Consider the following 20,284-nt stretch of genomic DNA (forward strand, 5'->3'; position numbering starts at 1 on the left):
ACAGGTTTTGTGTTGACCGCATGATTTTGATACGACACAGAACCTGTGGGAGCGTGGCTTGCCCGCGAAGAGGCCAGCACATACAGCAAAAATCTGGCTGACACGCACCGTGCGACACCCCGCCGCGCCACGACCTTGGTCGACACTGACTAACGCAGACGGTCATGCGAGACTGTCTGTCCGGGCGGAAGTCCCGGGTGTCTTTTGTCTGGAGTTCCCATGTCGCTGTCCAGCGGGCTGATCGCCGCCGTCGCCCTGGCCTATATGGCCATCATGTTCGCCATCGCCTTCTACGGTGACCGGCGCAGTGCGCCGTTGCCGCCACGGGTGCGCGCCTGGGTGTACAGCCTGTCGCTGGCGGTCTATTGCACCAGCTGGACGTTCTTCGGCGCCGTCGGCCAGGCCGCCGAACAACTCTGGTCGTTCCTGCCGATCTACCTCGGGCCCATCCTGCTGCTGGTCTGCGCACCGTGGGTCCTGCAAAAGATGGTGATGATCAGCAAGCAGGAGAACATCACCTCGATTGCCGACTTCATAGCCGCCCGTTATGGCAAATCCCAGTCACTGGCGATTGTCGTGGCGTTGATCTGTCTGGTCGGCATGCTGCCCTACATCGCATTGCAGCTCAAAGGCATTGTGCTCGGCGTGAACCTGCTGATCGGTGCCGGTGCCGACGCCATGGGCACTCGCGCCCAGGATACCGCGTTGATCGTGTCGCTGGTGCTCGCGTTGTTTACCATTGTGTTCGGTACCCGCAACCTCGACGCCACCGAACACCACCGCGGCATGGTGCTGGCGATTGCGTTCGAGTCGCTGGTCAAGCTGTTCGCGTTTCTCGCGGTCGGTGCGTTCGTGACCTACGGCCTGTACGACGGTTTCGACGACCTGTTCGATCAGGCCATGCTCGCTCCGCGCCTCGAAGAGTACTGGAAGGAAACCATCAACTGGCCGTCGATGGTGGTGCAAACCGGTGTGGCGATGATGGCGATCATCTGCCTGCCCCGGCAGTTTCACGTGACGGTAGTGGAAAACATCGACCCACAGGATTTGCGCCTGGCCAAGTGGGTCTTCCCGGCGTACCTGGCGTTGGCGGCATTATTCGTAGTCCCGATTGCTTTGGCCGGTCAGATGCTGCTGCCCAGCTCGGTGTTGCCGGACTCGTTTGTCATCAGCCTGCCACTGGCGCAAGCCCACCCCGCGCTGGCGATGCTGGCCTTTATCGGTGGCGCTTCGGCGGCGACCGGCATGGTGATAGTCGCCAGCGTGGCGCTGTCGACCATGATCTCCAACGACATGCTGTTGCCGTGGTTGCTGCGCCGCAACAACGCCGAGCGGCCGTTCGAAGTGTTCCGCCAGTGGATGCTTTCGGTGCGCCGCGTCAGCATCGTGGTGATTCTGCTGCTGGCCTACGTCAGCTATCGATTGCTGGGCTCCACCGCGAGCCTGGCGACCATCGGCCAGATCGCCTTCGCCGCCGTGACCCAACTGGCACCGGCCATGCTCGGCGCGCTGTACTGGAAACAGGCCAACCGTCGCGGCGTGTTCGCCGGCCTCGCCGCCGGGACATTCCTGTGGTTTTACACACTGATTCTGCCGATTGCCGCCCACAGCCTCGGTTTGTCGTTAAGCAGTTTCCCCGGCCTGGCGTGGCTGCACAGCAACCCGCTGAACCTGCCGCTCACCCCGCTGACCCAAGGCGTGGTGTTGTCACTGGCGGCCAACTTCACGCTGTTCGCCTGGGTGTCGGTGCTGTCACGCACACGGGTTTCGGAACACTGGCAGGCCGGCCGTTTCATCGGCCAGGAAATCAGTGCCAGCCCCAGCGCCCGCTCGATGCTGTCGGTGCAGATCGACGATCTGCTGCAACTGGCCGCACGGTTTGTCGGGGAAGAACGCGCCCGTCAGAGTTTTATCCGTTTCGCCTACCGCCAGGGCAAAGGCTTCAACCCGAATCAGAACGCCGACGGTGAATGGATCGCCCACACCGAACGCTTACTGGCCGGTGTTCTCGGCGCCTCTTCGACACGTGCCGTGGTAAAAGCCGCCATCGAAGGTCGGGAAATGCAACTTGAGGATGTCGTCCGAATCGCCGACGAAGCCTCTGAAGTGCTGCAGTTCAATCGCGCGCTGCTGCAAGGCGCAATCGAGAACATTACGCAAGGCATCAGCGTGGTCGACCAATCGTTGCGACTGGTGGCGTGGAACCGGCGTTATCTGGAGCTGTTCAACTACCCGGACGGCTTGATCAGCGTAGGCCGGCCGATTGCCGACATCATTCGCTATAACGCCGAGCGCGGTCTGTGTGGTCCTGGCGAAGCCGAAGTGCATGTCGCCCGCCGTTTGCACTGGATGCGTCAGGGCCGCGCCCATACCTCTGAACGACTTTTCCCCAATGGCTGTGTGATCGAGCTGATCGGCAACCCGATGCCGGGCGGCGGTTTCGTCATGAGTTTTACCGACATCACCGCGTTCCGCGAAGCCGAGCAGGCGCTGACCGAAGCCAACGAAGGCCTGGAGCGGCGGGTCACCGAGCGCACCCACGAGCTGTCACAACTCAACGTGGCCCTGACCGAAGCCAAGGGCACCGCCGAGTCGGCCAACCAGTCGAAAACCCGTTTTCTCGCGGCGGTCAGCCACGACCTGATGCAACCGCTGAACGCCGCGCGACTGTTTTCGGCGGCCCTGTCTCATCAGGACGATGGCTTGTCCAGCGAAGCGCAGAAACTGGTTCATCACCTGGATTCGTCACTGCGCTCGGCCGAAGACCTGATCAGCGATCTGCTGGACATTTCCCGCCTGGAAAACGGCAAGATCAACCCGGATCCGAAGCCGTTCGTGCTCAATGAGCTGTTCGACATTCTTGGCGCAGAATTCAAGGCACTGGCCCGGGACCAAGCGCTCAAATTCAGGGTTCGAGGCAGTACGTTGCGGATCGACAGCGACATCAAACTGTTGCGACGGATCCTGCAAAACTTCCTGACCAACGCCTTCCGCTACGCCAAGGGGCCGGTGCTGTTGGGGGTTCGTCGGCACAAGGGTGAACTGTGCCTGGAAGTCTGGGACCGTGGGCCGGGGATCCCGAAAGATAAACTGAAAGTGATTTTCGAAGAATTCAAGCGCCTGGACAGCCACCAGACCCGTGCAGAGAAAGGCCTGGGCCTGGGCCTGGCGATTGCAGACGGGCTGTGTCGCGTTCTGGGCCACACCCTGCAAGTGCGCTCCTGGCCGGGTCGCGGCAGTGTGTTCAGCGTCAGCGTGCCGTTGGCCAAGGCGCAAATTGCGGCGCCGGCCAACGTCACCGAGCTCAACGGCAAACTCCTGAGCGGCGCGCAGGTGCTGTGCATCGACAACGAAGAAAGCATCCTGATCGGCATGAACAGCCTGCTGACCCGCTGGGGTTGTCAGGTCTGGACGGCGCGCAACCGCGACGAATGCGCGGCGCTGCTGAGCAATGGCATGCGTCCGCAATTGGCGTTGGTGGATTACCACCTCGACGATGGCGAGACCGGGACGGACTTGATGGCCTGGTTACGAACCCGCCTGGGCGAACCGGTGCCAGGCGTGGTGATCAGCGCCGATGGGCACCCGGAAACGGTGGCCCAGGTGCATGCGGCGGGGCTGGATTACCTGGCCAAACCGGTGAAACCGGCGGCGTTGCGGGCGTTGTTGAGTCGGCATTTGCCGTTGTAGCTCTTTAAAGATCGCAGCCTTCGGCAGCTCCTACAGAGGTATATGCACATCTGTAGGAGCGCTGCGATCTTTTGACCTTACTCGGGCAACTCGGCCAGACCATCCACATCCGTCATCGCCCGCTCCAGCAGGTCCGCCGGCAAACTCTTGCTCGCCCGCGCGCCGAGCAACTTGAGCTGCTCACTGCGACTGACCAGATTGCCGCGGCCTTCTGTCAGCTTGTTACGCGCCGAGCTGTAGGCCTTGTCCAATTGCTGCAAGCGATTGCCGACTTCATCCAGGTCCTGAATGAACAGCACGAATTTGTCGTACAGCCACCCTGCCCGCTCGGCGATTTCCCGGGCGTTCTGACTCTGACGCTCCTGCTTCCACAGGCTGTCGATGACACGCAGGGTGGCCAGCAACGTGGTCGGACTGACGATCACGATGTTGCGGTCGAATGCCTCCTGGAACAGGGTCGGCTCCGCCTGCAACGCCGCGGAAAATGCCGCTTCGATGGGCACGAACAGCAAGACGAAATCCAGGCTGTGCAAGCCGTCGAGACGTTTGTAATCCTTGCCGGCCAGGCCTTTGACGTGAGTGCGTAGCGACAGCACGTGCTGCTTGATGGCGATCTGGCCGATGGCATCGTCTTCCGCCGCCACGTATTGCTGATAAGCCGTCAGGCTGACCTTGGAGTCGACCACCACCTGCTTGTCGCCCGGCAAATAGATGATCACGTCTGGCTGGAACCGTTCACCGTCCGGGCCTTTGAGGTTGACCTGGGTCTGATACTCGCGGCCCTTCTCGAGGCCGGCGTGCTCAAGCACCCGTTCAAGAATCAGCTCGCCCCAGTTGCCCTGGGTTTTCTGCCCTTTCAAGGCGCGGGTCAGGTTGGTGGCTTCGTCACTCAGGCGCAGGTTCAGCTGTTGCAGACGCTCCAGCTCCTTGGCCAGCGAGAAGCGCTCGCGCGCCTCGGCCTGATAGCTTTCTTCGACGCGCTTTTCAAACGACTGGATGCGTTCCTTCAAAGGATCGAGCAACTGTCCCAGACGCTGCTGACTGGTTTCGGCGAAACGCTGCTCGCGCTCGTCGAAGATCTTGCCCGCCAGTTCAGCGAACTGGGCACGCAATTCGTCTCGCGAGCCTTGCAGGTCGTTGAGGCGCTGCTGATGGCTTTCCTGTTGCTCGCGCAGCTCGGCGTTGAGGGAAGCGGCCTGGGCGTCCAGACGACGCAACTCAGCTTCTTTGCCGGCGCGTTCGATGTTCCAGGCGTGGGCGGCGTCGCGGGCGTCATCCCGTTCGATCTGCAGCAGTTCAACTTCACGGCGAACTGCAGCGAGATCTGCCTGTTTGGCGCCATTGGCCTGCCCCAGATCAGCGATTTCGTCGCGACAGGCTTCGAGTTGGGCGTTCAATCCATCCTGAGCCAGATGGGCCATGGCCAGACGCTCTTCCAGCAGCGCAACATCCGACTGCGTAGCGCTCGCCCGGCGCTGAAGTTGCCAGGCCAATGCCAACAACGGCAGTGCAGCCCCCGCCAGACCGAGCAATATGCTGGTCAAGTCCATCGCCATCGCCATTCCTGCCCATTTGATAAAACTTGAAGGTTAACCAAGGTGTCAGGTCTTGGACAGCTCAGTCTTCGATCAGACCCAGTTCCCGTTGGGCGCGTCGATCCCCTGCCCGCGCGGCCTGACGCAAAAGTTCCTGGCCGATACGACGATCCCGGGCATTCCCGCATTCACGGCACATCAACAGGCCGAGACGGCTTTGCGCGGCCACTACACCTTCGCGGGCCGGTTGCTTGAGCAAACGTCCGGCGAAGTGTTTGACGCTGCTGCTTTCACCCAGGCGCGGGCTGTCCAGCAGCCACTCGGCCACACGCATCGAAAAGCGCTTGGGCGGGGTCACATGGGGAGGTGTAGAGGTTACGGAAACGGGTACTGAGCGAAACTTCATAAAACACTGTGGGGCAGATCGGAAGGCGCGCCACTCTACTCTTTTTTTCTTACAGGTAAAGTCTAAAAAAACCGGCACGCCCGTCCTAGAGCAAGCGCTCGGGACAATCCACAGAAGCTGTGGATAACTCAGTGGACAACCGCCCCTGAACTCTCGCAAAGCCCTGTGGAATGGGGCTTGCAGTCAAACTGACGATTTTTTCACCAGTAAAAAAAAGCGATGTTTTTCATTGACTTAAATTTTGGTTACAGGCACCCACTGCTCTTGAAGGTCAGATGACAGTGGGGTGACAGCCTGCGCAACTTATGTGCACAAGTCCCTTCGAGGCAGTTATATCGATGCGCTTTTTCGGCGCATTTTGCTACCCGGCCTGGGGATAAACCCTGGCAAACCCTTGGTCCAGGCAGACTCTGGCCCGATGAACGTGGCCGACCGACCGTCGGATTTTGTGCTATTGCAGGGCAAAACGGCGGATGAAGACCGCCAATGAACAGCTGAGTGACGGCGCTCAGAAAATGTTTTTGGCTAACACACTTCCCTTCTGCAGTTCAATCCGATAGTATCCGCGGCGTTAGTACCAAGCTGAAAGTCAATTCTGGTCGAACAAATCCCCCCGGTCCGCCTTCCAACAGGAAGCTTCAACCGAACAAGCGGGATCGACCACCTCGATGGTTTCCAGGTAAACCTTGCGTCAACACTGCCTTTGATCGAAAGCAAAGGGTGTTGCGAAGCTCACTTACTCTGACCGAACCAGCCTGCAAATTGATCAGGATCTTCACCCCGGGCCCAGAACCTTTGCCCTTGATGTGTTGCCTGCCCTCCTAAGTACCTACCTGCCAGCCCAAGCGCGCCAATTTATTCAGCGCTTCAAACTGGCTGCTTTGTTCCAGTCAGGTTCTTCGTTCGACCAATGGTGGTCGTCGTCACTGGAACGTTTTAACTTTGCACGGTTCTTATCCGTGTCGCTTGTAGGAACACCCATTAATGACTACTCAAATCCACACTCAGGATGCCATCCGCACCCTAACCAACGCTTTTGCACCAATGAACTGCCTGATCATGGCCGCTCGCAAAGGCTGCTTCAGCTTCACCCTGGTCAACGAACACGGCATCGCTCGTCACAGCGAACGCCTGTACCCCGATCAATACTCCAGCGCCGAGCCGCTGCAGGCCGTGATCGAGCGTACCCGTCAGGCACTGGTTGCCTGATACGCCAGAAGGCTGAAAACCTCAAAAGCCTCGCTGAAAAGCGGGGCTTTTTATTGCCTGATATTTCTCTTTTCGCTGTCGCCGCGTAAGCACTAACCGATATAACGGTTATAACTGGCTGCCGGAAATATTTTAAAAACAGTCCTTTACAGCGCGAATATGACACTACACTTCAACTCAAGCGGCTTGATCCGCTTCCGGCGAGCCTGATTCGATCCACCCCGCTGCCAACGCTACCTTCAGGACTCGCCGACCACTTCATGTTCGAGGGTTTTATGGGTATCGCTGCCAGCGAACTGTGCCGTTATGTGATCCGTCCGACACTGATTTACCTAGGGCGCCATAGCGCAACCGCCGAATCCCTGCTGCTGGGCATCGCCGCCAGTCAGTCAGCCCTTGGTTCCGCCCTGCACGACCGCCGTGGACACGGCTTGTACCGAATCGCCGAACCCCGCCACCAGGCTCTCTGGGACAATTACCTGGCACTTGATCCGGAACGCGCCAGCCTGGTCCGCGGCCTGGCCAGCCAACATGCTTTTCTGAGTGGTCCGCACCTCGAACTGACCGTCAACCTGCGTTATGCCACAGCCATCGCCTGGCTACTGGTCGAAGAACAGAACACTCCGCTCCCCGAAGCAGGCGACCTGCTGGGAATGGCCCGAATCTGGCGCCAGACCTTCCAGCCCCAAGGACGCCTGAGAGACTTCACCTATGCCTGGCAAACCTGTGTTTCACCGCTGAATCAGGTCGCCTGCTGATCCGTCTCTTTCAGAAGATCGCGCAACACGCCGCGAATTTGGTCTGATTGTCCTACAAAACCGCTCTAACTCAAGCCATACAGCCTATGGCGCCGGGACGAAAATGTTGGTAGTTTTCGCCCCGCTGTTCACCAAGAGTTCTAATAATGAAAAAAGTAATGCTCAAAACCACCCTTACTCTCGCCGCTGCCTTGGCATCCACCCAGATCTTTGCAAGTGGCTATGCCATCAACGAACAAAGCATCAGCGGGATGGGTACAGGTTTTGCCGGGCGATCTTCATCTGCCGATGATGCAAGCACAGTTTTTGGCAACCCTGCCGGCATGGCGCGCCTCAAGCGCGAACAAGTCACCGGCGGTGCTGCATTCCTGGACGCACACACTGACATCAGCGACGCTCGCTCCACTCCAAAGAGCGGCAGCAACGACGGTGACATGGTCCCGTTCATCGCCGTACCCATGGGCTACTACGTCAAGCCAATCGACGACCAGTGGGCATTCGGTGTCGGCGTATACGCGCCGTTCGGCCTGGTGACCGATTACGAGAACAACTTTGCCGGCCGTTATTTCGGAAGCAAGAGCGAAGTCACAATCATCACCCTGCAGCCAACCGTCAGCTACGCCTTCAATGACAAGGTGTCCATCGGCTTCGGTCCGACCATCAACCGTATTGACGGAACCCTGGAATCGAACCTGTCGCTGAACCCGGTCCCTGCCGACGGTACCGTCAAGATCAAGGGTGACGACACCGCGCTGGGTTACAACTTCGGTATCCTGGTTCAAGCCACCGACAGCACTCGCGTCGGCCTGACCTACCACTCGAAAGTGAAGTACACGCTCGAGGGTGACACCAAGGTCAATTACAACCTGCTCGCCGGGCTGGGTCAGAATCCAAGTCAGAAGTACGACGCGTCGCTGGACATCACCACGCCTGAGTCGGTCGACTTCTCTGTGACTCACCAGCTGGACGACCAATGGACTCTCTACGCAGGCAGCACCTGGACTCGCTGGAGCCGCCTGAAAGAAATCAGCGTCGAGAACAGTGGCGTTCCTGCTGCGCTGAACAGCCGTTTTGGCACCATCACCGAAGAACAGAACTGGCATGACACCTGGGCACACGCCATCGGTGCATCCTACCAGGTGAACAAACAGTGGGTCCTGCGTACCGGCTTCTCTGTTGACCAGGCGCCGACCAACAACGTAAACCGCTCCCCACGCATCCCGACTGGCGATCGCAAGGTTTTCAGCCTGGGCGCTGGCTGGAGCCCGACCGATGATCTGACCATCGATGTCGCGTATTCGTACCTGGTCGAAGAGTCGGTCAAGGTCAACGACAACAACGGCCGCCAAACCTACAGCGCCAAGTACGAAAACTCGGCGAACGGTTTCGGGGTCGGTGCGACTTACCGCTTCTGATGATTCGCGGCGAGCCTGAACCACTCGCTGCTTGAATCAAAAAAGCCCCGCTCTCTTGTACAGAGGCGGGGCTTTTTAGTGGGTCTCGAAAATACTGTAGGAGCGAGCTTGCTCGCGATGGTCGTGAACGATAATGCGTAAAACCAGATGCCCCGTGGCGACCTTGGGTTTTTCGCGAGCAAGCTCGCTCCTACAAAATGAAATGCGGTGTAAACCTATTTCAGGACTAGACATATCGATCAGGGTTGCGAGGCCAGTGCTTTTTCCACCGCCTCGATAAACTCGGGGTCATCAGGCTTGGTCAGGCTGGAAAAATTGGCGATCACCTTGCCCTTGCGATCGACCACGTACTTGTAGAAATTCCACTTCGGCGCATCGCTCTGCGCAGCGAGGACCTGGAACAGATGAGTCGCATCATCACCGCGCACTTTCTGCGGCTCGGTCATGGTGAAGGTCACGCCGTAATTCGCGTAGCACACCTTGGCGGTTTCCTCGCCGTCCTTGGATTCCTGCTTGAAGTCATTGGAAGGCACACCGATCACCTCCAGACCCTGCCCCTTGTAACGCTGATTCAGCGCCTCAAGGCTTTTGAACTGCGGGGCGAAACCGCAAAAGCTCGCGGTATTGACCACCACCAGCGGTTTACCGGCGAAGCGCTGGCACAGGTCGATCGTTTCCTTGGCGCGCAGCTTGGGCAACGAGCCTTGCAAAAGCTCCGGGCACTCGGTGGCGTGTGACAATCCGGTAAACGCCACCAGTAACGCGGGAGCGGCAAGCCAGCGCATCAGCATGTCCATACATCCTTGAGAAGTCGTCTGCAACGAACTTACTCGCCCTCACATCGTGCTAGCAAGCGCCCATGCCCAATTGCATCAACGCCAGCCCGCCCTGATGCCAGCCCCACCACGCTAGGACCAGCAGCAAGACGCCACCCGTCGCCACGGCGATCCGCGGCCAGAGGCTGTTCATGTCGCACTCATCCGGGTTTGCAGGCGCGCCACCGGCCGCTCACGCACCGGCCAGTTCAGGGCAGCCGCCAACAGACTCAAGAGAATCGCTACCTGCCAGATCAAGTCATAGCTCCCGGTTCGGTCATACACCACCCCGCCCAACCAGCCACCAAGGAATGATCCGAGCTGGTGGAACAGGAAAACAATCCCACCGAGCATGGACAGGTTTCGCACGCCGAACAAGGTCGCTACGGTGCCGTTGGTCAATGGCACCGTCGACAACCACAGGAAACCCATGGCCATGCCAAACAGGTAAGCAGTGGTCGTCGTCACCGGTGCCCACAGAAACAGCGCAATCACCACGGCCCGCAGCACATACAGACCGGTGAGCAAACGCGGCTTGGACATCCGTCCGCCGAGCCAGCCTGCCGTGTAAGTACCGAAGATGTTAAACAAGCCGATCAGCGCCAGCACCGTAGTGCCGACTGTGGCGGGCAAGTGCTGATCCACCAGATACGCCGGCAAGTGCACGCCGATGAACACCACCTGGAAACCGCAGACAAAAAAGCCGAACGACAGCAACCAGAATCCCGAATGGGAACAGGCTTCGTGCAGTGCTTCGGAGAGGGTCTGCTCATGGCCGAGGACCGGCAACGGATTGTCCTTGAGCATGCTCACCAGCGGCACGATCAGCGCGACCAGCAGGCCCAGCACCAGCAATGCCGCCGACCAGCCGAGCCAGCCGATCAACCCCAGCGTACCGGGCAACATCGCGAACTGGCCGAAGGAACCGGCGGCACTGGCAATGCCCATGCCCATGCTGCGTTTCTCCGGCGGCACCGCGCGGCCGACCACGCCGAGGATCACCGAGAACGAGGTGCCCGACAGACCGAGGCCGATCAACAAGCCGGCGCTCAACGACAGGGTCACGGCCGAGTCCGAAAGCCCCATGAACACCAGGCCCAATGCGTAGAGAACGCCACCGATCAGCACCACCTTCGCCGCGCCGAAGCGGTCGGCCAGCGCGCCGGTAAAGGGCTGCGCCAGCCCCCAGATCAAGTTCTGCAAGGCGATGGCAAAGGCGAACGTCTCACGCCCCCAGCCGAATTCGGCACTCATCGGCGCCAGGAACAGCCCGAAGCCGTGCCGCACACCCAGAGACAACGCAAGGATCAGCGCACTCCCCAACAGAACCCAACCGCAAGTACGCCACATCGATGTCATTCTTATTCTCCGGTAGCGGGTATATACCCGCTTAAGATCGGAAAAACCGGCGTCAGGCCAGTTCGTCCAGCAGCTTCAGCAAGATTTCGCGTTTTTCGGCACCCAGTCGATCAATCAGTCGCTGCTGCGCCGCCTCCCAGGCTGGCAGGGCCGCCGTCAGCCGTTCAGCGCCGGCCTCGGTCAGCTTGACGATGCGATTACGCATGTCTTCGCCCTCGACCAGCATCACCAGGCCTTCGCCCTCAAGCACCCGCAAGTTGCGTCCGAGGGTACTGCGGTCCAGGCCCATGGCTTCCGCCAGGGTGGAAATACTCGGTTGATTCAGACGCTGCAGATTGCACAGCAAAGAATACTGGGCAACGTTGATTCCGAAGCCGTCGAGAGCGCCGTCGTAGTGCCTGCTGACGCCACGGGCGGCGCGACGCAGGTTGATGCATAAACATTGGGAGTCGAGCATGGTGCGTGTATATACCCGTGGTTGAGTTAAATCAAGGTACAAGTGTCTGGCAGACCGCCTTCGCGAGCAAGCCCGCTTCCACATTAGATCTCCAACAGGCATAGAATTTGTGTTCGACGCCAATCAAATGTGGGAGCGGCGGAGCGGCGGAGCGGCGGAGCGACGATTCGACTTGCTCGCGAAGGGGCCAGCACATCCACCGCAAAAACATCAGCTCAATGCCAAACCAACCAGCACCGCCATCTCCAGCAACTCCAGCAGCGCCCCCGCCGTATCGCCCGTCGTCCCGCCCAATCGTCGCAGCATCACCTGCCGCAACCAGACGAAAACCAGTGCAGCGAGCACCAGCGCCAAAGCACCGCTAAGGCCTGCAATAAGGACACACGCCAGCGCACTGACCGCCAGCACCTGTTTGCCAGCCAAACGCGGCAAATGATCCGCCAGCGCCTGCCCCAAACCACCGGCCCGCACATACGGCGTGGTCAGGAACAATCCCAACAACGCAGCACGGCCAATCAACGGAACGATGATCAGAAAAACGCTGCGCTGTTGCTCGATCAACGCCAGCACCGCGGCGAACTTGAGCAGCAACACCAGCACCAGCGTCACCACCGCGATTGGACCGCTGCGCGGGTCTTTCATGATCGTCAGCGTGCGTTCACGGTCGCCGAATCCACCGAGCCAGGCGTCAGCGCTATCAGCCAGACCGTCGAGGTGCAACGCTCCGCTGAGCAACACCCAAACTGTCAGCAACAGTGCGGCATGCAGCAGCAACGGTGTGCCGAGCAACAGCCAATTCAGCGCCCACAAAATACCGCCAAACAGCAGCCCGACCAGTGGATAGAACAGTAGCGAGCGCCCCAATTCCTGCGGCGCCGGCATGCCCGGTAGACGAATCGGCAGACTGCTCAAAAATTGCAGGGCGATCCAGAACGGCAACATGTTCAGATCGCTTCCTTAAGTTTGACGCCGGGCTCTACGCTCAACGAAAACAGCGCACCATGCGCGACTTCAACGTTGAGCAATTGCTCACGAGGCAATCCCCGCGCCTGCGCCAGCAACAAACGCATGACGCCGCCATGGCTGACCAACAAAACACGTTCGCCCGCATAGGCCGTGTGCAACCGAGCAACGGCCGCCAATACCCGCGTCGAAAAATCCTCGACCCGCTCCCCTTGAGGTGGCGTAAACGAATAAGGGTTGGCCCAGAACAAACCCAACGCCTCGGCATCGGTTTCCATCAACGCCGCCGCGCTCTGCCCTTCCCACGCGCCGAAATGCAGTTCCTGCAGATCTTTATCCAGCTGCACCGGCAAACCCAGTTGCGCCCCGAGCTCTTCAGCGAATCGCGCACAGCGTTGCAACGGTGAACTGACCAGGCGATCCCAAGGCCCCTGATCGACCACCGCCGCGCGCATCTGCGCCCAACCTGTGTCGGTCAACGCATCGTCGAGACTGCCGCGCAGGCCGCCGCCGAGTTCGGTTTCGCCGTGGCGCAACAGGTCAAGGCGCAAGGTCATGCCGGACGATCCGCCACGGCCGCTTCGGCGAACGTCGCCATTTGTCCGTGAAGGTCGCACGCCAGGCGCAGCAGTGGCACGGCCAACGCGGCGCCGCTGCCCTCGCCCAGACGCAGACCGAGGTCCAGCAAGGGTTCGGCGTTCAGGGTTTCCAGCACGTGACGATGACCCGGCTCGGCGCCGCGATGACCGAACAACAGCCACTGGCGGCAATCAGGATTCAAGCGCACCGCCACCAACGCGGCGACGCTGCAAATGAATCCGTCCACCAGCACCGCGATACCTTCCTGGGCACACGCCAGATACGCGCCGACCAACGCAGCAATTTCGAAACCGCCGAGGTTGAATAGGGTTTGCAGCGCGTCGCCACGCTGAGCGCTGTGCAAGGCCAAAGCGCGCTCGATGACCTGAGCTTTATGGCTGACACCCGCCGCGTTCAGGCCGGAGCCCGGCCCGGTCAAGTGCACCACCGGGCAATCCAGCAATGCACAGGCCAACGCACTGGCCGCCGTCGTGTTGCCGATGCCCATCTCGCCGCCGATGAACAACTGCGCGCCCGCCGCGAGAGCACGCTGCACGCTGTCACGACCGGCCTGCAAGGCGAGTTCGCCCTGCGCTTGATTCATGGCCGCGCCTTCAACAAAATTCGCGGTGCCCGCGCCGATGTTCAAGTGCCGCACACCCGGCAGATTCAACGATGGCGTCACCGTGCCGAGGTCGACCACTTCAAGGGAAGCGCCGAGCTGGCGCGCCAACACACTGATCGCCGCGCCACCGCTGACGAAGTTGTGCAGCATCTGCCCGGTGACTTCCTGGGGAAACGCCGACACGCCTTCAGCGACGACGCCATGGTCACCGGCAAAAATAGCGATCCACAGCTGATCCAGGCTCGGCTTCACCTGCCCCTGCAACCCAGCCAATTGCACCGCCACCGACTCGAGCCGACCAAGGGAACCGGCGGGTTTGGTCAGCTGCTGTTGCCGCGCTTCAGCCTGTTCGACGGCTTGAGCGTCAGTCGGCTTGCACGGGTTCAGCCACCAGGATTGAGTCATAACGCAGTTCCTTTCAAAGTCAGGGGCAGGCCGGCGACGGTCAGGACGACTCGCTGACAGCGCTCGGCCAGAGCTTGATGCAGCCAACCGGCTTCATCGACGTAGCGGCGAGTCAATTCGCCCAGCGGCACGACACCCATTCCGGTCTCGTTGCTGACAAAAATGATTTCACCCGGCAATTCAGCCAGGCAGTCCAGCAAGGCTTCGCGCTCGGCAGTCAGTCGCTCGGTGTCGTCGAGCATCAGCAGATTGGTCATCCACAGGGTCAGGCAATCCACCAGCAGGCAACGATCGGCGCGGGCGGTTTCGCGCAGGACACGGGCGAGTTCAACGGGTTCTTCGATCAGCGCCCATTCGGCCGGACGACGGGCGCGGTGATGGGCGACCCGTTCGTTCATTTCACCGTCCAGCGGTTGGCTGGTGGCGATGTAGGTCACTTGGAGCTGACTGTCAGACGCGAGTTTCTCGGCCAGGCGACTTTTGCCGGAGCGGGCGCCGCCGAGGATCAGTTGCAGCATGGTTCATTCCTTAAAATCTTCGATGACTGTACCGGCCCCTTCGCGGGCAAGCCCGCTCCCACAGGTTCCGTGGGTGGATCAAAAATAGGTGAACAACTTCATTCCTTGTGGGAGCGGGCTTGCCCGCGAAGGGGCCGACACAACCACCTTAAATCCCGCAGAGCTCACGCAACAGCCGGGTATCCAGATGCTTCTCCACCAAATCCGCCAGCCGCTCGATATCGCGCTCACGCAACCCGTGGTAATCCACTTCCTGCACATCCTGCAAACCCGCCCAGCGCAACAGCGCACTGCATGCCGCCGGCGATTCGAACAGGCCATGCAGATAGGTGCCGAAAATCTGCCCATCGACACTTTGCGCACCATCGCAGCGGCCATCTTCCAACTGCACGGCGGCGTTTTCCAACGCGGGTCCGGTGGTCACGCCGGCGTGAATTTCATAACCGCTGACTTCAGCATTCTCCAGAGCCAAGCGCCCGCGCACATTGCGCAGTTGCTTCTCTTCTTCAAGCTGCGTTTCAAACGCCAACAAACCCAGACCGGCGCTGGAACCCGGTGCGCCTTCGAGGCCCAACGGGTCGTGGACCTGCTCGCCGAGCATCTGCAGACCACCGCAAATCCCCAACACTTTTCCACCGTAGCGCAGATGCCGGGCGATGGCGGTGTCCCAGCCATTGGCGCGCAAAAACGCGAGGTCGCTGCGCACGCTTTTCGAGCCGGGAAGAATGATCAGGTCGGCGGGCGGAATCGCCTGGCCGGGGCCGATGAATTGCAGGTCCACTTGCGGGTGCAGGCGCAGCGGATCGAAATCGGTGTGGTTGCTGATGCGCGGCAAGACCGGCACCACCACTTTGAGCACTTGATCGGCCTTGTCGGTCTGGCGCTGATCGATGCCGTCCTCGGCTTCCAGGTGCAGGTCCATCACGTACGGCAGAACGCCGATCACCGGTTTGCCGGTGCGCGCTTCCAGCCAGTCGAGACCCGGTTGCAGCAAGGCAATGTCGCCGCGAAAACGGTTGATGATGAAACCTTTGACCCGCGCTTGCTCGCTCGGCGACAACAGTTCCAGGGTGCCCACCAGATGCGCGAACACGCCGCCGCGATTGATGTCGGCGATCAGCACCACCGGGCAATCCACAGCTTCGGCGAAACCCATGTTGGCGATGTCGCCGGCGCGCAGATTGATCTCCGCCGGCGAGCCTGCACCCTCGACCATGACCAGCGGATACGCGGCGCTCAGCCGCGCATGGGAGGCCAGCACCGCTTGCATGGCGATGGTTTTATAGTCGTGATACGCGACCGCGTTCATCGTCGTGACGGCGCGGCCATGAATGATCACCTGAGCGCCAGTGTCGCTGTTGGGCTTGAGCAGCACCGGATTCATGTCGGTGTGCGGTTCGAGATGGGCGGCCTGAGCCTGCACCGCTTGCGCACGGCCGATCTCGCCACCGTCCGCGGTCACGGCACTATTGAGCGCCATGTTCTGAGGCTTGAACGGCACGACGCGTACGCCCTGACGCGTGCCCCAGCGACACAGCGCCGTTACCAGTGTGCTTTTGCCGGCGTCGGAGGTGGTGCCTTGCACCATCAACGTAGTCATCGAATTTCCTTGGCGTAGGCGTCGAACGCAAGATCGAGTCGGGTCCAGTCGGCCTCTTCGCCAGGCAGGCCGAAACGCAGGCTGCTGTTGTGGGTGAACAACCGCAGCAGAATGCCGTTCCGGGCCATGAACTCATGCAGTTCTTCGGCGCGTTCGGTGGTCAGCCACTGAAACAGGGCACAACTGCCCTGAGGTTTAAAACCATGTTTTTCCAGCAGCATCACCAGACGTTCGCTGGCTTGTTCGGTACGTACACGTTGCCTGGCGTGGCCTTCGGTATCCTGCAAACAGACTTGGCCCAGCACGCGAGTCGGTCCGCTGACGGCCCAGGGTCCGACTTGTTCGGCGAGCAGTTTGAGTAACTTGCGCTCCGCCAGCACAAACCCCAACCGCACACCGGCCAGACCAAAAAACTTGCCGAAAGAGCGCAGCACGATCAAGCCGACCTGATGGGCATACGGCGCCAGGCTCAGCTGTGGTGTGTTGTCCATGAACGCTTCGTCCACCACCAGCCAGCCACCGCGCTGGGCCAGTCTGGAATACCAGTCGAGCAGACGGCTCGGGGTCAGGCTCAGGCCGGTGGGATTGTTCGGGTTGACCACCACCAGCACGTCGAGGCTGTCGAGGAAGAAGTCGACCTCCTGCTCCAGCACTTCACGCACGATGTAACCGCTGCGGCGCCAGGCTTCGGCGTGCTCGGCGTAACACGGCGACAGCACGCCGACCTTGCCGACCCGGCGCAAGCGCGGCAGCAATTGGATCGCCATTTGCGAACCGGCCACCGGCAACACCTGCGCGGCGCCGTAGTATTCGCAGGCCGCCTGCTCCAGTCCGTCATCGGTTTCCGGCAAGCGCGCCCAGGCGCGCAACGGAATGTCCGGGACCGGAAACGGCCAGGGCGCGAGGCCGCTGGACAGGTCGAGCCAATCGGCTTCGGCGATACCGTATTCGAGCGCCGCCTTGCGCAACCGTCCACCGTGCTCAAGCATAGAATTCAGCCCCCACGCAGAGAATCAGCAGCCATAACCATACCCCGCGCCGGACCAATTGCCAGCCGCGGTCGATGGAGTCGGCGTCCGCCGGCGCGCCTTCGCCCAAGGGCGGACGCTGATGCAATTCACCGTGGTAAATCGCCGCCCCGCCCAACTCGACGCCCAGCGCACCGGCACCTGCGGCCATCACCGGACCGGCGTTCGGGCTGTCCCAGGTCGGGCCTTGTGAACGCCAGCATTTCAGCGCGAGACGGGTTTTCCCCAGCAGCGCGTAGGTCAATGCCACCAGTCGTGCAGGAATGTAGTTGAGCACGTCGTCGATCTTCGCCGCGGCCCAGCCGAAACGTTCGAAGCGCTCGTTGCGATAACCCCACATCGCATCCAGCGTATTGCTCAATCGGTAGAGCACCACGCCGGGCGCACCCGCGATCGCAAACCAGAACAGTGCGGCAAACACCGCGTCGCTGCCGTTCTCCAGGACGGATTCGGTGGCGGCGCGGGCGACTTCGGTTTGATCCAGTTCACTGGTCTGGCGGCTGACCAGGTAACCGACACGCTTGCGCGCTTCCTCCAGATCATCACTGCGCAGCGCCTTGGCAACCGGCTCGACGTGTTCACCGAGGCTACGCATACCGAGGGCGCAATAGAGCGCGAGAATCTCGACGATCCAGCCAACATAGGGTGCCCAGGAAAAAGCCGTGGCGAGCAAGGTCAGCGGTACGACCGCGATCACCCAAGCGGTAACGCCGTGACTGCGCCAGCCGCGTCCACCGCCGTTGAAACGTTGTTCGATGCGGTCGGCAAAACGGCCGAACGCCACCAGCGGATGCCAGCGTTTGGGTTCACCCAGCAGCGCATCCAGCGCAACCGCGGCGACACTCAACAACGCCACACTCATTGACTCACTCCCCAATAGTTTTCATACAGCAATTCGCTTAGCGGTCGCGCCTGCGCCCAGCCTTCGAGTACCAGCATCGGCGCCGGATAGAATTCCTTGACCGGCCCGAGACAAAGAATCGCCAAAGGCTTGGCCCCGGCGGGCAAACCCAGCAAGTCGGCCAGGACTTGCGGCTCGAATAAAGAGACCCACCCCATGCCCAGTCCTTCGGCACGGGAAGCCAGCCACAGGTTCTGGATCGCGCAGGACAACGAGGCCATGTCCATTTCCGGCAAGGTGCGGCGGCCGAAGATGTGGCGTTCGCGATCGTCCATCAACGCGGCGACCAACACCTCGGCACAGTCGTTGATGCCTTCGACTTTCAGTTTCATGAATTCGTCGGTGCGTTCGCCGAGGGCTTCGGCGGTGCGGATGCGCTCTTCTTCCACCAACAACTGGATCTTGCCGCGCAGGGCGCGATCGCTGATGCGGATGAATCGCCAGGGCTGCATCAGGCCGACGCTCGGCGCCTGGTGCGCGGCTTCAAGCAGGCGCCGGAGCAACTCGGGGTCGACGGTGCCGCCGCTGAAGTGGCGCATGTCGCGGCGTTCGGCGATGGCTCGGTAGACCGCTTCGCGTTCGGCCTGGCTGAATGCGTTGTCAGTCATGGCCTCTTCGCGAGCAAGCCCGCTCCCACAGTGGACTGCGTTTCTTCAGGCAACGCACTGACTAATGTGGGAGCGGCGGTGCGACGATTCGACTTGCTCGCGAAGGCGGCCTCAAGGTCCGGCACAAACAATGCGGCTACAGCAGCCGGATTGGACGGAAAATAGAAATGCACATAAGAAGCCGTCATCCGCCCCTCACGATAAACCGCCTCCGCCCCACGCCCGCCGTTAGGGCTGAGGCCACGGGCAATCGGCTCAAGTTCGGTACTGGTCAACGAATGGTGATAGGTGTGCCCACGGAGCGAACCCTCCGGCAATTCGACCGCCTGCAACGCCAGCGCCGCCAGCCGTTTCTGCATCACCGCATCCCCGGCCAGCAAGCCGACCAGCTCTGCGCGAGTGCCTTCGACATCGGTCAGCGAGTCGAGCAAATACAGCATGCCGCCACACTCGGCCAACAACGGTTTGCCCGCCGCGTGGTGAGCGCGGATGGCGTTGAGCATCGGGGTGTTCTGTGCCAGCGCCACATGGTGCAATTCCGGGTAGCCGCCCGGCAGATAGAGGCTGTCGGCCTCCGGCAACTGCGCGTCGCGGATCGGCGAGAAAAACAGCAGTTCGGCGCCCATGGCCCGCAGCAAATCCAGGCTCGCGCCGTAGGTGAATGCGAATGCTTCATCACGGGCCACGGCAATCCGCACACCGGCCAGCAACGGCTCGGCAGCGATGACATCAGGTGCAGCGAATTCCACGGCGGGTGGCAATGCGACTTCGCAACTGCTGGCCAAGGCATCCGCCGCCGCATCGAGGCGCAGATCAAGATCGTTCAGCTCGCTGGCCTGAACCAGACCGAGGTGCCGACTTGGCAATTCAATCCCGGTTTCCCGGGACAACGCGCCATACCAGCGCAGGCCTTCAGTGAGGCTGCCTTCAAGCAATTGCGCATGACGCAAGGTGCCGACGCGGTTGGCCAGCACCCCGGCAAACGGCAAGTCCGGCTGATACTTCGCCAACCCCAATGCCAGCGCACCGAACGTCTGCGCCATCGCCGTGCCGTCGATCACGGCGAGCACCGGCACACCAAAGTGTCGCGCCAGATCGGCGCTGGACGGCGTGCCGTCGAACAGCCCCATGACGCCTTCGATCAGGATCAGATCAGCTTCGCCGGCGGCTTCCCACAACAGCCGGCGACTTTCCTGCTCGCCGACCATCCACATGTCCAGCTGATACACCGGCGCACCGCTGGCGCGCTCGAGAATCATCGGGTCGAGAAAGTCCGGTCCGCATTTGAACACGCGAACCTTGCGCCCCTGATTGCGATGCAAACGGGCCAGCGCGGCGGTGACGGTGGTCTTGCCCTGACCGGAGGCCGGCGCGGCAATCAAGACCGCCGGGCAGTGACGGATGCTTTTCATA

19 protein-coding genes are annotated in these 20,284 nt (G+C 60.9%); 4 read left to right on the plus strand and 15 right to left on the minus strand.

Translation table 11 applies throughout. The annotated features are described in order from the left end of the window. Positions 1-219 precede the first annotated feature (219 nt). The gene (locus tag ACYZTL_RS07390) at positions 220-3,690 is read left to right on the plus strand and encodes a hybrid sensor histidine kinase/response regulator (RefSeq protein ID WP_461951224.1); all 3,471 of its coding nucleotides are present in this window, start codon (positions 220-222) and stop codon (positions 3,688-3,690) included. Positions 3,691-3,767: 77 nt separating this feature from the next. Here the strand turns inward: ACYZTL_RS07390 and ACYZTL_RS07395 are convergent, their stop codons facing one another. Further along, positions 3,768-5,132 carry a DNA recombination protein RmuC gene (locus ACYZTL_RS07395; protein WP_461954283.1) on the minus strand — a complete coding sequence of 455 codons (1,365 nt, stop codon included), beginning with the start codon at positions 5,130-5,132 and terminating at the stop codon, positions 3,768-3,770. Between the two features lie 175 nt (positions 5,133-5,307). Continuing rightward, positions 5,308-5,631 (minus strand): sel1 repeat family protein, encoded by a 324-nt coding sequence (locus ACYZTL_RS07400; RefSeq protein WP_461951225.1) that lies wholly within the window; start codon positions 5,629-5,631, stop codon positions 5,308-5,310. Between the two features lie 984 nt (positions 5,632-6,615). Here ACYZTL_RS07400 and ACYZTL_RS07405 point away from each other — a divergent pair. The 3 genes from ACYZTL_RS07405 (at position 6,616) to ACYZTL_RS07415 (ending at position 9,013) form a co-directional block, all read left to right on the plus strand. After that, the gene (locus ACYZTL_RS07405; protein WP_008031832.1) at positions 6,616-6,840 is read left to right on the plus strand and encodes a hypothetical protein; all 225 of its coding nucleotides are present in this window, start codon (positions 6,616-6,618) and stop codon (positions 6,838-6,840) included. Between the two features lie 275 nt (positions 6,841-7,115). Then, positions 7,116-7,598 carry a hypothetical protein gene (locus tag ACYZTL_RS07410; protein WP_461954284.1) on the plus strand — a complete coding sequence of 161 codons (483 nt, stop codon included), beginning with the start codon at positions 7,116-7,118 and terminating at the stop codon, positions 7,596-7,598. A gap of 146 nt (positions 7,599-7,744) precedes the next feature. Then, a complete protein-coding gene (locus tag ACYZTL_RS07415; RefSeq protein ID WP_461951226.1) occupies positions 7,745-9,013 on the plus strand; it encodes an OmpP1/FadL family transporter in 1,269 nt (422 codons plus the stop codon). A 239-nt stretch (positions 9,014-9,252) separates the two neighbouring features. Here the strand turns inward: ACYZTL_RS07415 and ACYZTL_RS07420 are convergent, their stop codons facing one another. The 13 genes from ACYZTL_RS07420 to ACYZTL_RS07480 all read right to left on the minus strand — a co-directional run bounded on the left by ACYZTL_RS07420 (position 9,253) and on the right by ACYZTL_RS07480 (position 20,283). Then, a complete protein-coding gene (locus ACYZTL_RS07420; protein ID WP_461951227.1) occupies positions 9,253-9,804 on the minus strand; it encodes a glutathione peroxidase in 552 nt (183 codons plus the stop codon). Positions 9,805-9,859: 55 nt separating this feature from the next. Continuing rightward, complete coding sequence (locus tag ACYZTL_RS07425; protein WP_461951228.1) at positions 9,860-9,982, minus strand: hypothetical protein; 123 nt, start codon at positions 9,980-9,982, stop codon at positions 9,860-9,862. Further along, positions 9,979-11,187, minus strand: a complete 1,209-nt coding sequence (locus ACYZTL_RS07430; RefSeq protein ID WP_461951229.1) for an MFS transporter — start codon at positions 11,185-11,187, stop codon at positions 9,979-9,981. The genes ACYZTL_RS07425 and ACYZTL_RS07430 overlap by 4 nt, the downstream gene beginning before the upstream one ends. Before the next feature lie 52 nt (positions 11,188-11,239). Next, positions 11,240-11,644 carry a MarR family winged helix-turn-helix transcriptional regulator gene (locus ACYZTL_RS07435; protein ID WP_461951230.1) on the minus strand — a complete coding sequence of 135 codons (405 nt, stop codon included), beginning with the start codon at positions 11,642-11,644 and terminating at the stop codon, positions 11,240-11,242. A gap of 210 nt (positions 11,645-11,854) precedes the next feature. Then, on the minus strand, positions 11,855-12,586 hold the full coding sequence (locus ACYZTL_RS07440; protein WP_461951231.1) for an adenosylcobinamide-GDP ribazoletransferase: 732 nt from the start codon (positions 12,584-12,586) through the stop codon (positions 11,855-11,857). Between the two features lie 2 nt (positions 12,587-12,588). After that, positions 12,589-13,164, minus strand: a complete 576-nt coding sequence (gene cobC, locus ACYZTL_RS07445) for an alpha-ribazole phosphatase family protein (protein WP_461951232.1) — start codon at positions 13,162-13,164, stop codon at positions 12,589-12,591. Next, on the minus strand, positions 13,161-14,216 hold the full coding sequence (gene cobT / locus ACYZTL_RS07450; protein ID WP_461951233.1) for a nicotinate-nucleotide--dimethylbenzimidazole phosphoribosyltransferase: 1,056 nt from the start codon (positions 14,214-14,216) through the stop codon (positions 13,161-13,163). The genes cobC and cobT overlap by 4 nt, the downstream gene beginning before the upstream one ends. Further along, complete coding sequence (cobU, locus tag ACYZTL_RS07455) at positions 14,213-14,734, minus strand: bifunctional adenosylcobinamide kinase/adenosylcobinamide-phosphate guanylyltransferase (protein ID WP_461951234.1); 522 nt, start codon at positions 14,732-14,734, stop codon at positions 14,213-14,215. The genes cobT and cobU overlap by 4 nt, the downstream gene beginning before the upstream one ends. Before the next feature lie 148 nt (positions 14,735-14,882). Then, a complete protein-coding gene (locus ACYZTL_RS07460; protein ID WP_461951235.1) occupies positions 14,883-16,334 on the minus strand; it encodes a cobyric acid synthase in 1,452 nt (483 codons plus the stop codon). Continuing rightward, a complete protein-coding gene (gene cobD / locus ACYZTL_RS07465; protein ID WP_461951236.1) occupies positions 16,331-17,323 on the minus strand; it encodes a threonine-phosphate decarboxylase CobD in 993 nt (330 codons plus the stop codon). Before cobD ends, ACYZTL_RS07460 begins: the two co-directional genes overlap by 4 nt. After that, a complete protein-coding gene (cbiB, locus tag ACYZTL_RS07470) occupies positions 17,316-18,224 on the minus strand; it encodes an adenosylcobinamide-phosphate synthase CbiB (protein WP_461951237.1) in 909 nt (302 codons plus the stop codon). Before cbiB ends, cobD begins: the two co-directional genes overlap by 8 nt. Beyond that, the gene (gene bluB / locus ACYZTL_RS07475; protein ID WP_461951238.1) at positions 18,221-18,871 is read right to left on the minus strand and encodes a 5,6-dimethylbenzimidazole synthase; all 651 of its coding nucleotides are present in this window, start codon (positions 18,869-18,871) and stop codon (positions 18,221-18,223) included. Before bluB ends, cbiB begins: the two co-directional genes overlap by 4 nt. Next, positions 18,868-20,283 (minus strand): cobyrinate a,c-diamide synthase, encoded by a 1,416-nt coding sequence (locus ACYZTL_RS07480; protein WP_461951239.1) that lies wholly within the window; start codon positions 20,281-20,283, stop codon positions 18,868-18,870. The genes bluB and ACYZTL_RS07480 overlap by 4 nt, the downstream gene beginning before the upstream one ends. Position 20,284 lies beyond the last annotated feature (1 nt).

It is taken from the genome of Pseudomonas sp. LB3P81 (assembly GCF_054897965.1).

Bases quoted from the DNA above. Each gene is read 5' to 3' on its own strand.
- cbiB (WP_461951237.1), bottom strand. From the start codon at position 18,224: ATGAGTGTGGCGTTGTTGAGTGTCGCCGCGGTTGCGCTGGATGCGCTG.
- cobU (WP_461951234.1), bottom strand. From the start codon at position 14,734: ATGCTGCAACTGATCCTCGGCGGCGCCCGCTCCGGCAAAAGTCGCCTG.
- ACYZTL_RS07460 (WP_461951235.1), bottom strand. From the start codon at position 16,334: ATGACTACGTTGATGGTGCAAGGCACCACCTCCGACGCCGGCAAAAGC.
- ACYZTL_RS07430 (WP_461951229.1), bottom strand. From the start codon at position 11,187: ATGACATCGATGTGGCGTACTTGCGGTTGGGTTCTGTTGGGGAGTGCG.
- ACYZTL_RS07425 (WP_461951228.1), bottom strand. From the start codon at position 9,982: ATGAACAGCCTCTGGCCGCGGATCGCCGTGGCGACGGGTGGCGTCTTG.
- ACYZTL_RS07440 (WP_461951231.1), bottom strand. From the start codon at position 12,586: ATGTTGCCGTTCTGGATCGCCCTGCAATTTTTGAGCAGTCTGCCGATT.
- ACYZTL_RS07410 (WP_461954284.1), top strand. From the start codon at position 7,116: ATGGGTATCGCTGCCAGCGAACTGTGCCGTTATGTGATCCGTCCGACA.
- ACYZTL_RS07420 (WP_461951227.1), bottom strand. From the start codon at position 9,804: ATGCTGATGCGCTGGCTTGCCGCTCCCGCGTTACTGGTGGCGTTTACC.
- ACYZTL_RS07400 (WP_461951225.1), bottom strand. From the start codon at position 5,631: ATGAAGTTTCGCTCAGTACCCGTTTCCGTAACCTCTACACCTCCCCAT.
- cobC (WP_461951232.1), bottom strand. From the start codon at position 13,164: ATGACCTTGCGCCTTGACCTGTTGCGCCACGGCGAAACCGAACTCGGC.
- ACYZTL_RS07480 (WP_461951239.1), bottom strand. From the start codon at position 20,283: ATGAAAAGCATCCGTCACTGCCCGGCGGTCTTGATTGCCGCGCCGGCC.
- cobD (WP_461951236.1), bottom strand. From the start codon at position 17,323: ATGCTTGAGCACGGTGGACGGTTGCGCAAGGCGGCGCTCGAATACGGT.
- ACYZTL_RS07415 (WP_461951226.1), top strand. From the start codon at position 7,745: ATGAAAAAAGTAATGCTCAAAACCACCCTTACTCTCGCCGCTGCCTTG.
- bluB (WP_461951238.1), bottom strand. From the start codon at position 18,871: ATGACTGACAACGCATTCAGCCAGGCCGAACGCGAAGCGGTCTACCGA.
- ACYZTL_RS07405 (WP_008031832.1), top strand. From the start codon at position 6,616: ATGACTACTCAAATCCACACTCAGGATGCCATCCGCACCCTAACCAAC.
- ACYZTL_RS07390 (WP_461951224.1), top strand. From the start codon at position 220: ATGTCGCTGTCCAGCGGGCTGATCGCCGCCGTCGCCCTGGCCTATATG.
- cobT (WP_461951233.1), bottom strand. From the start codon at position 14,216: ATGACTCAATCCTGGTGGCTGAACCCGTGCAAGCCGACTGACGCTCAA.
- ACYZTL_RS07435 (WP_461951230.1), bottom strand. From the start codon at position 11,644: ATGCTCGACTCCCAATGTTTATGCATCAACCTGCGTCGCGCCGCCCGT.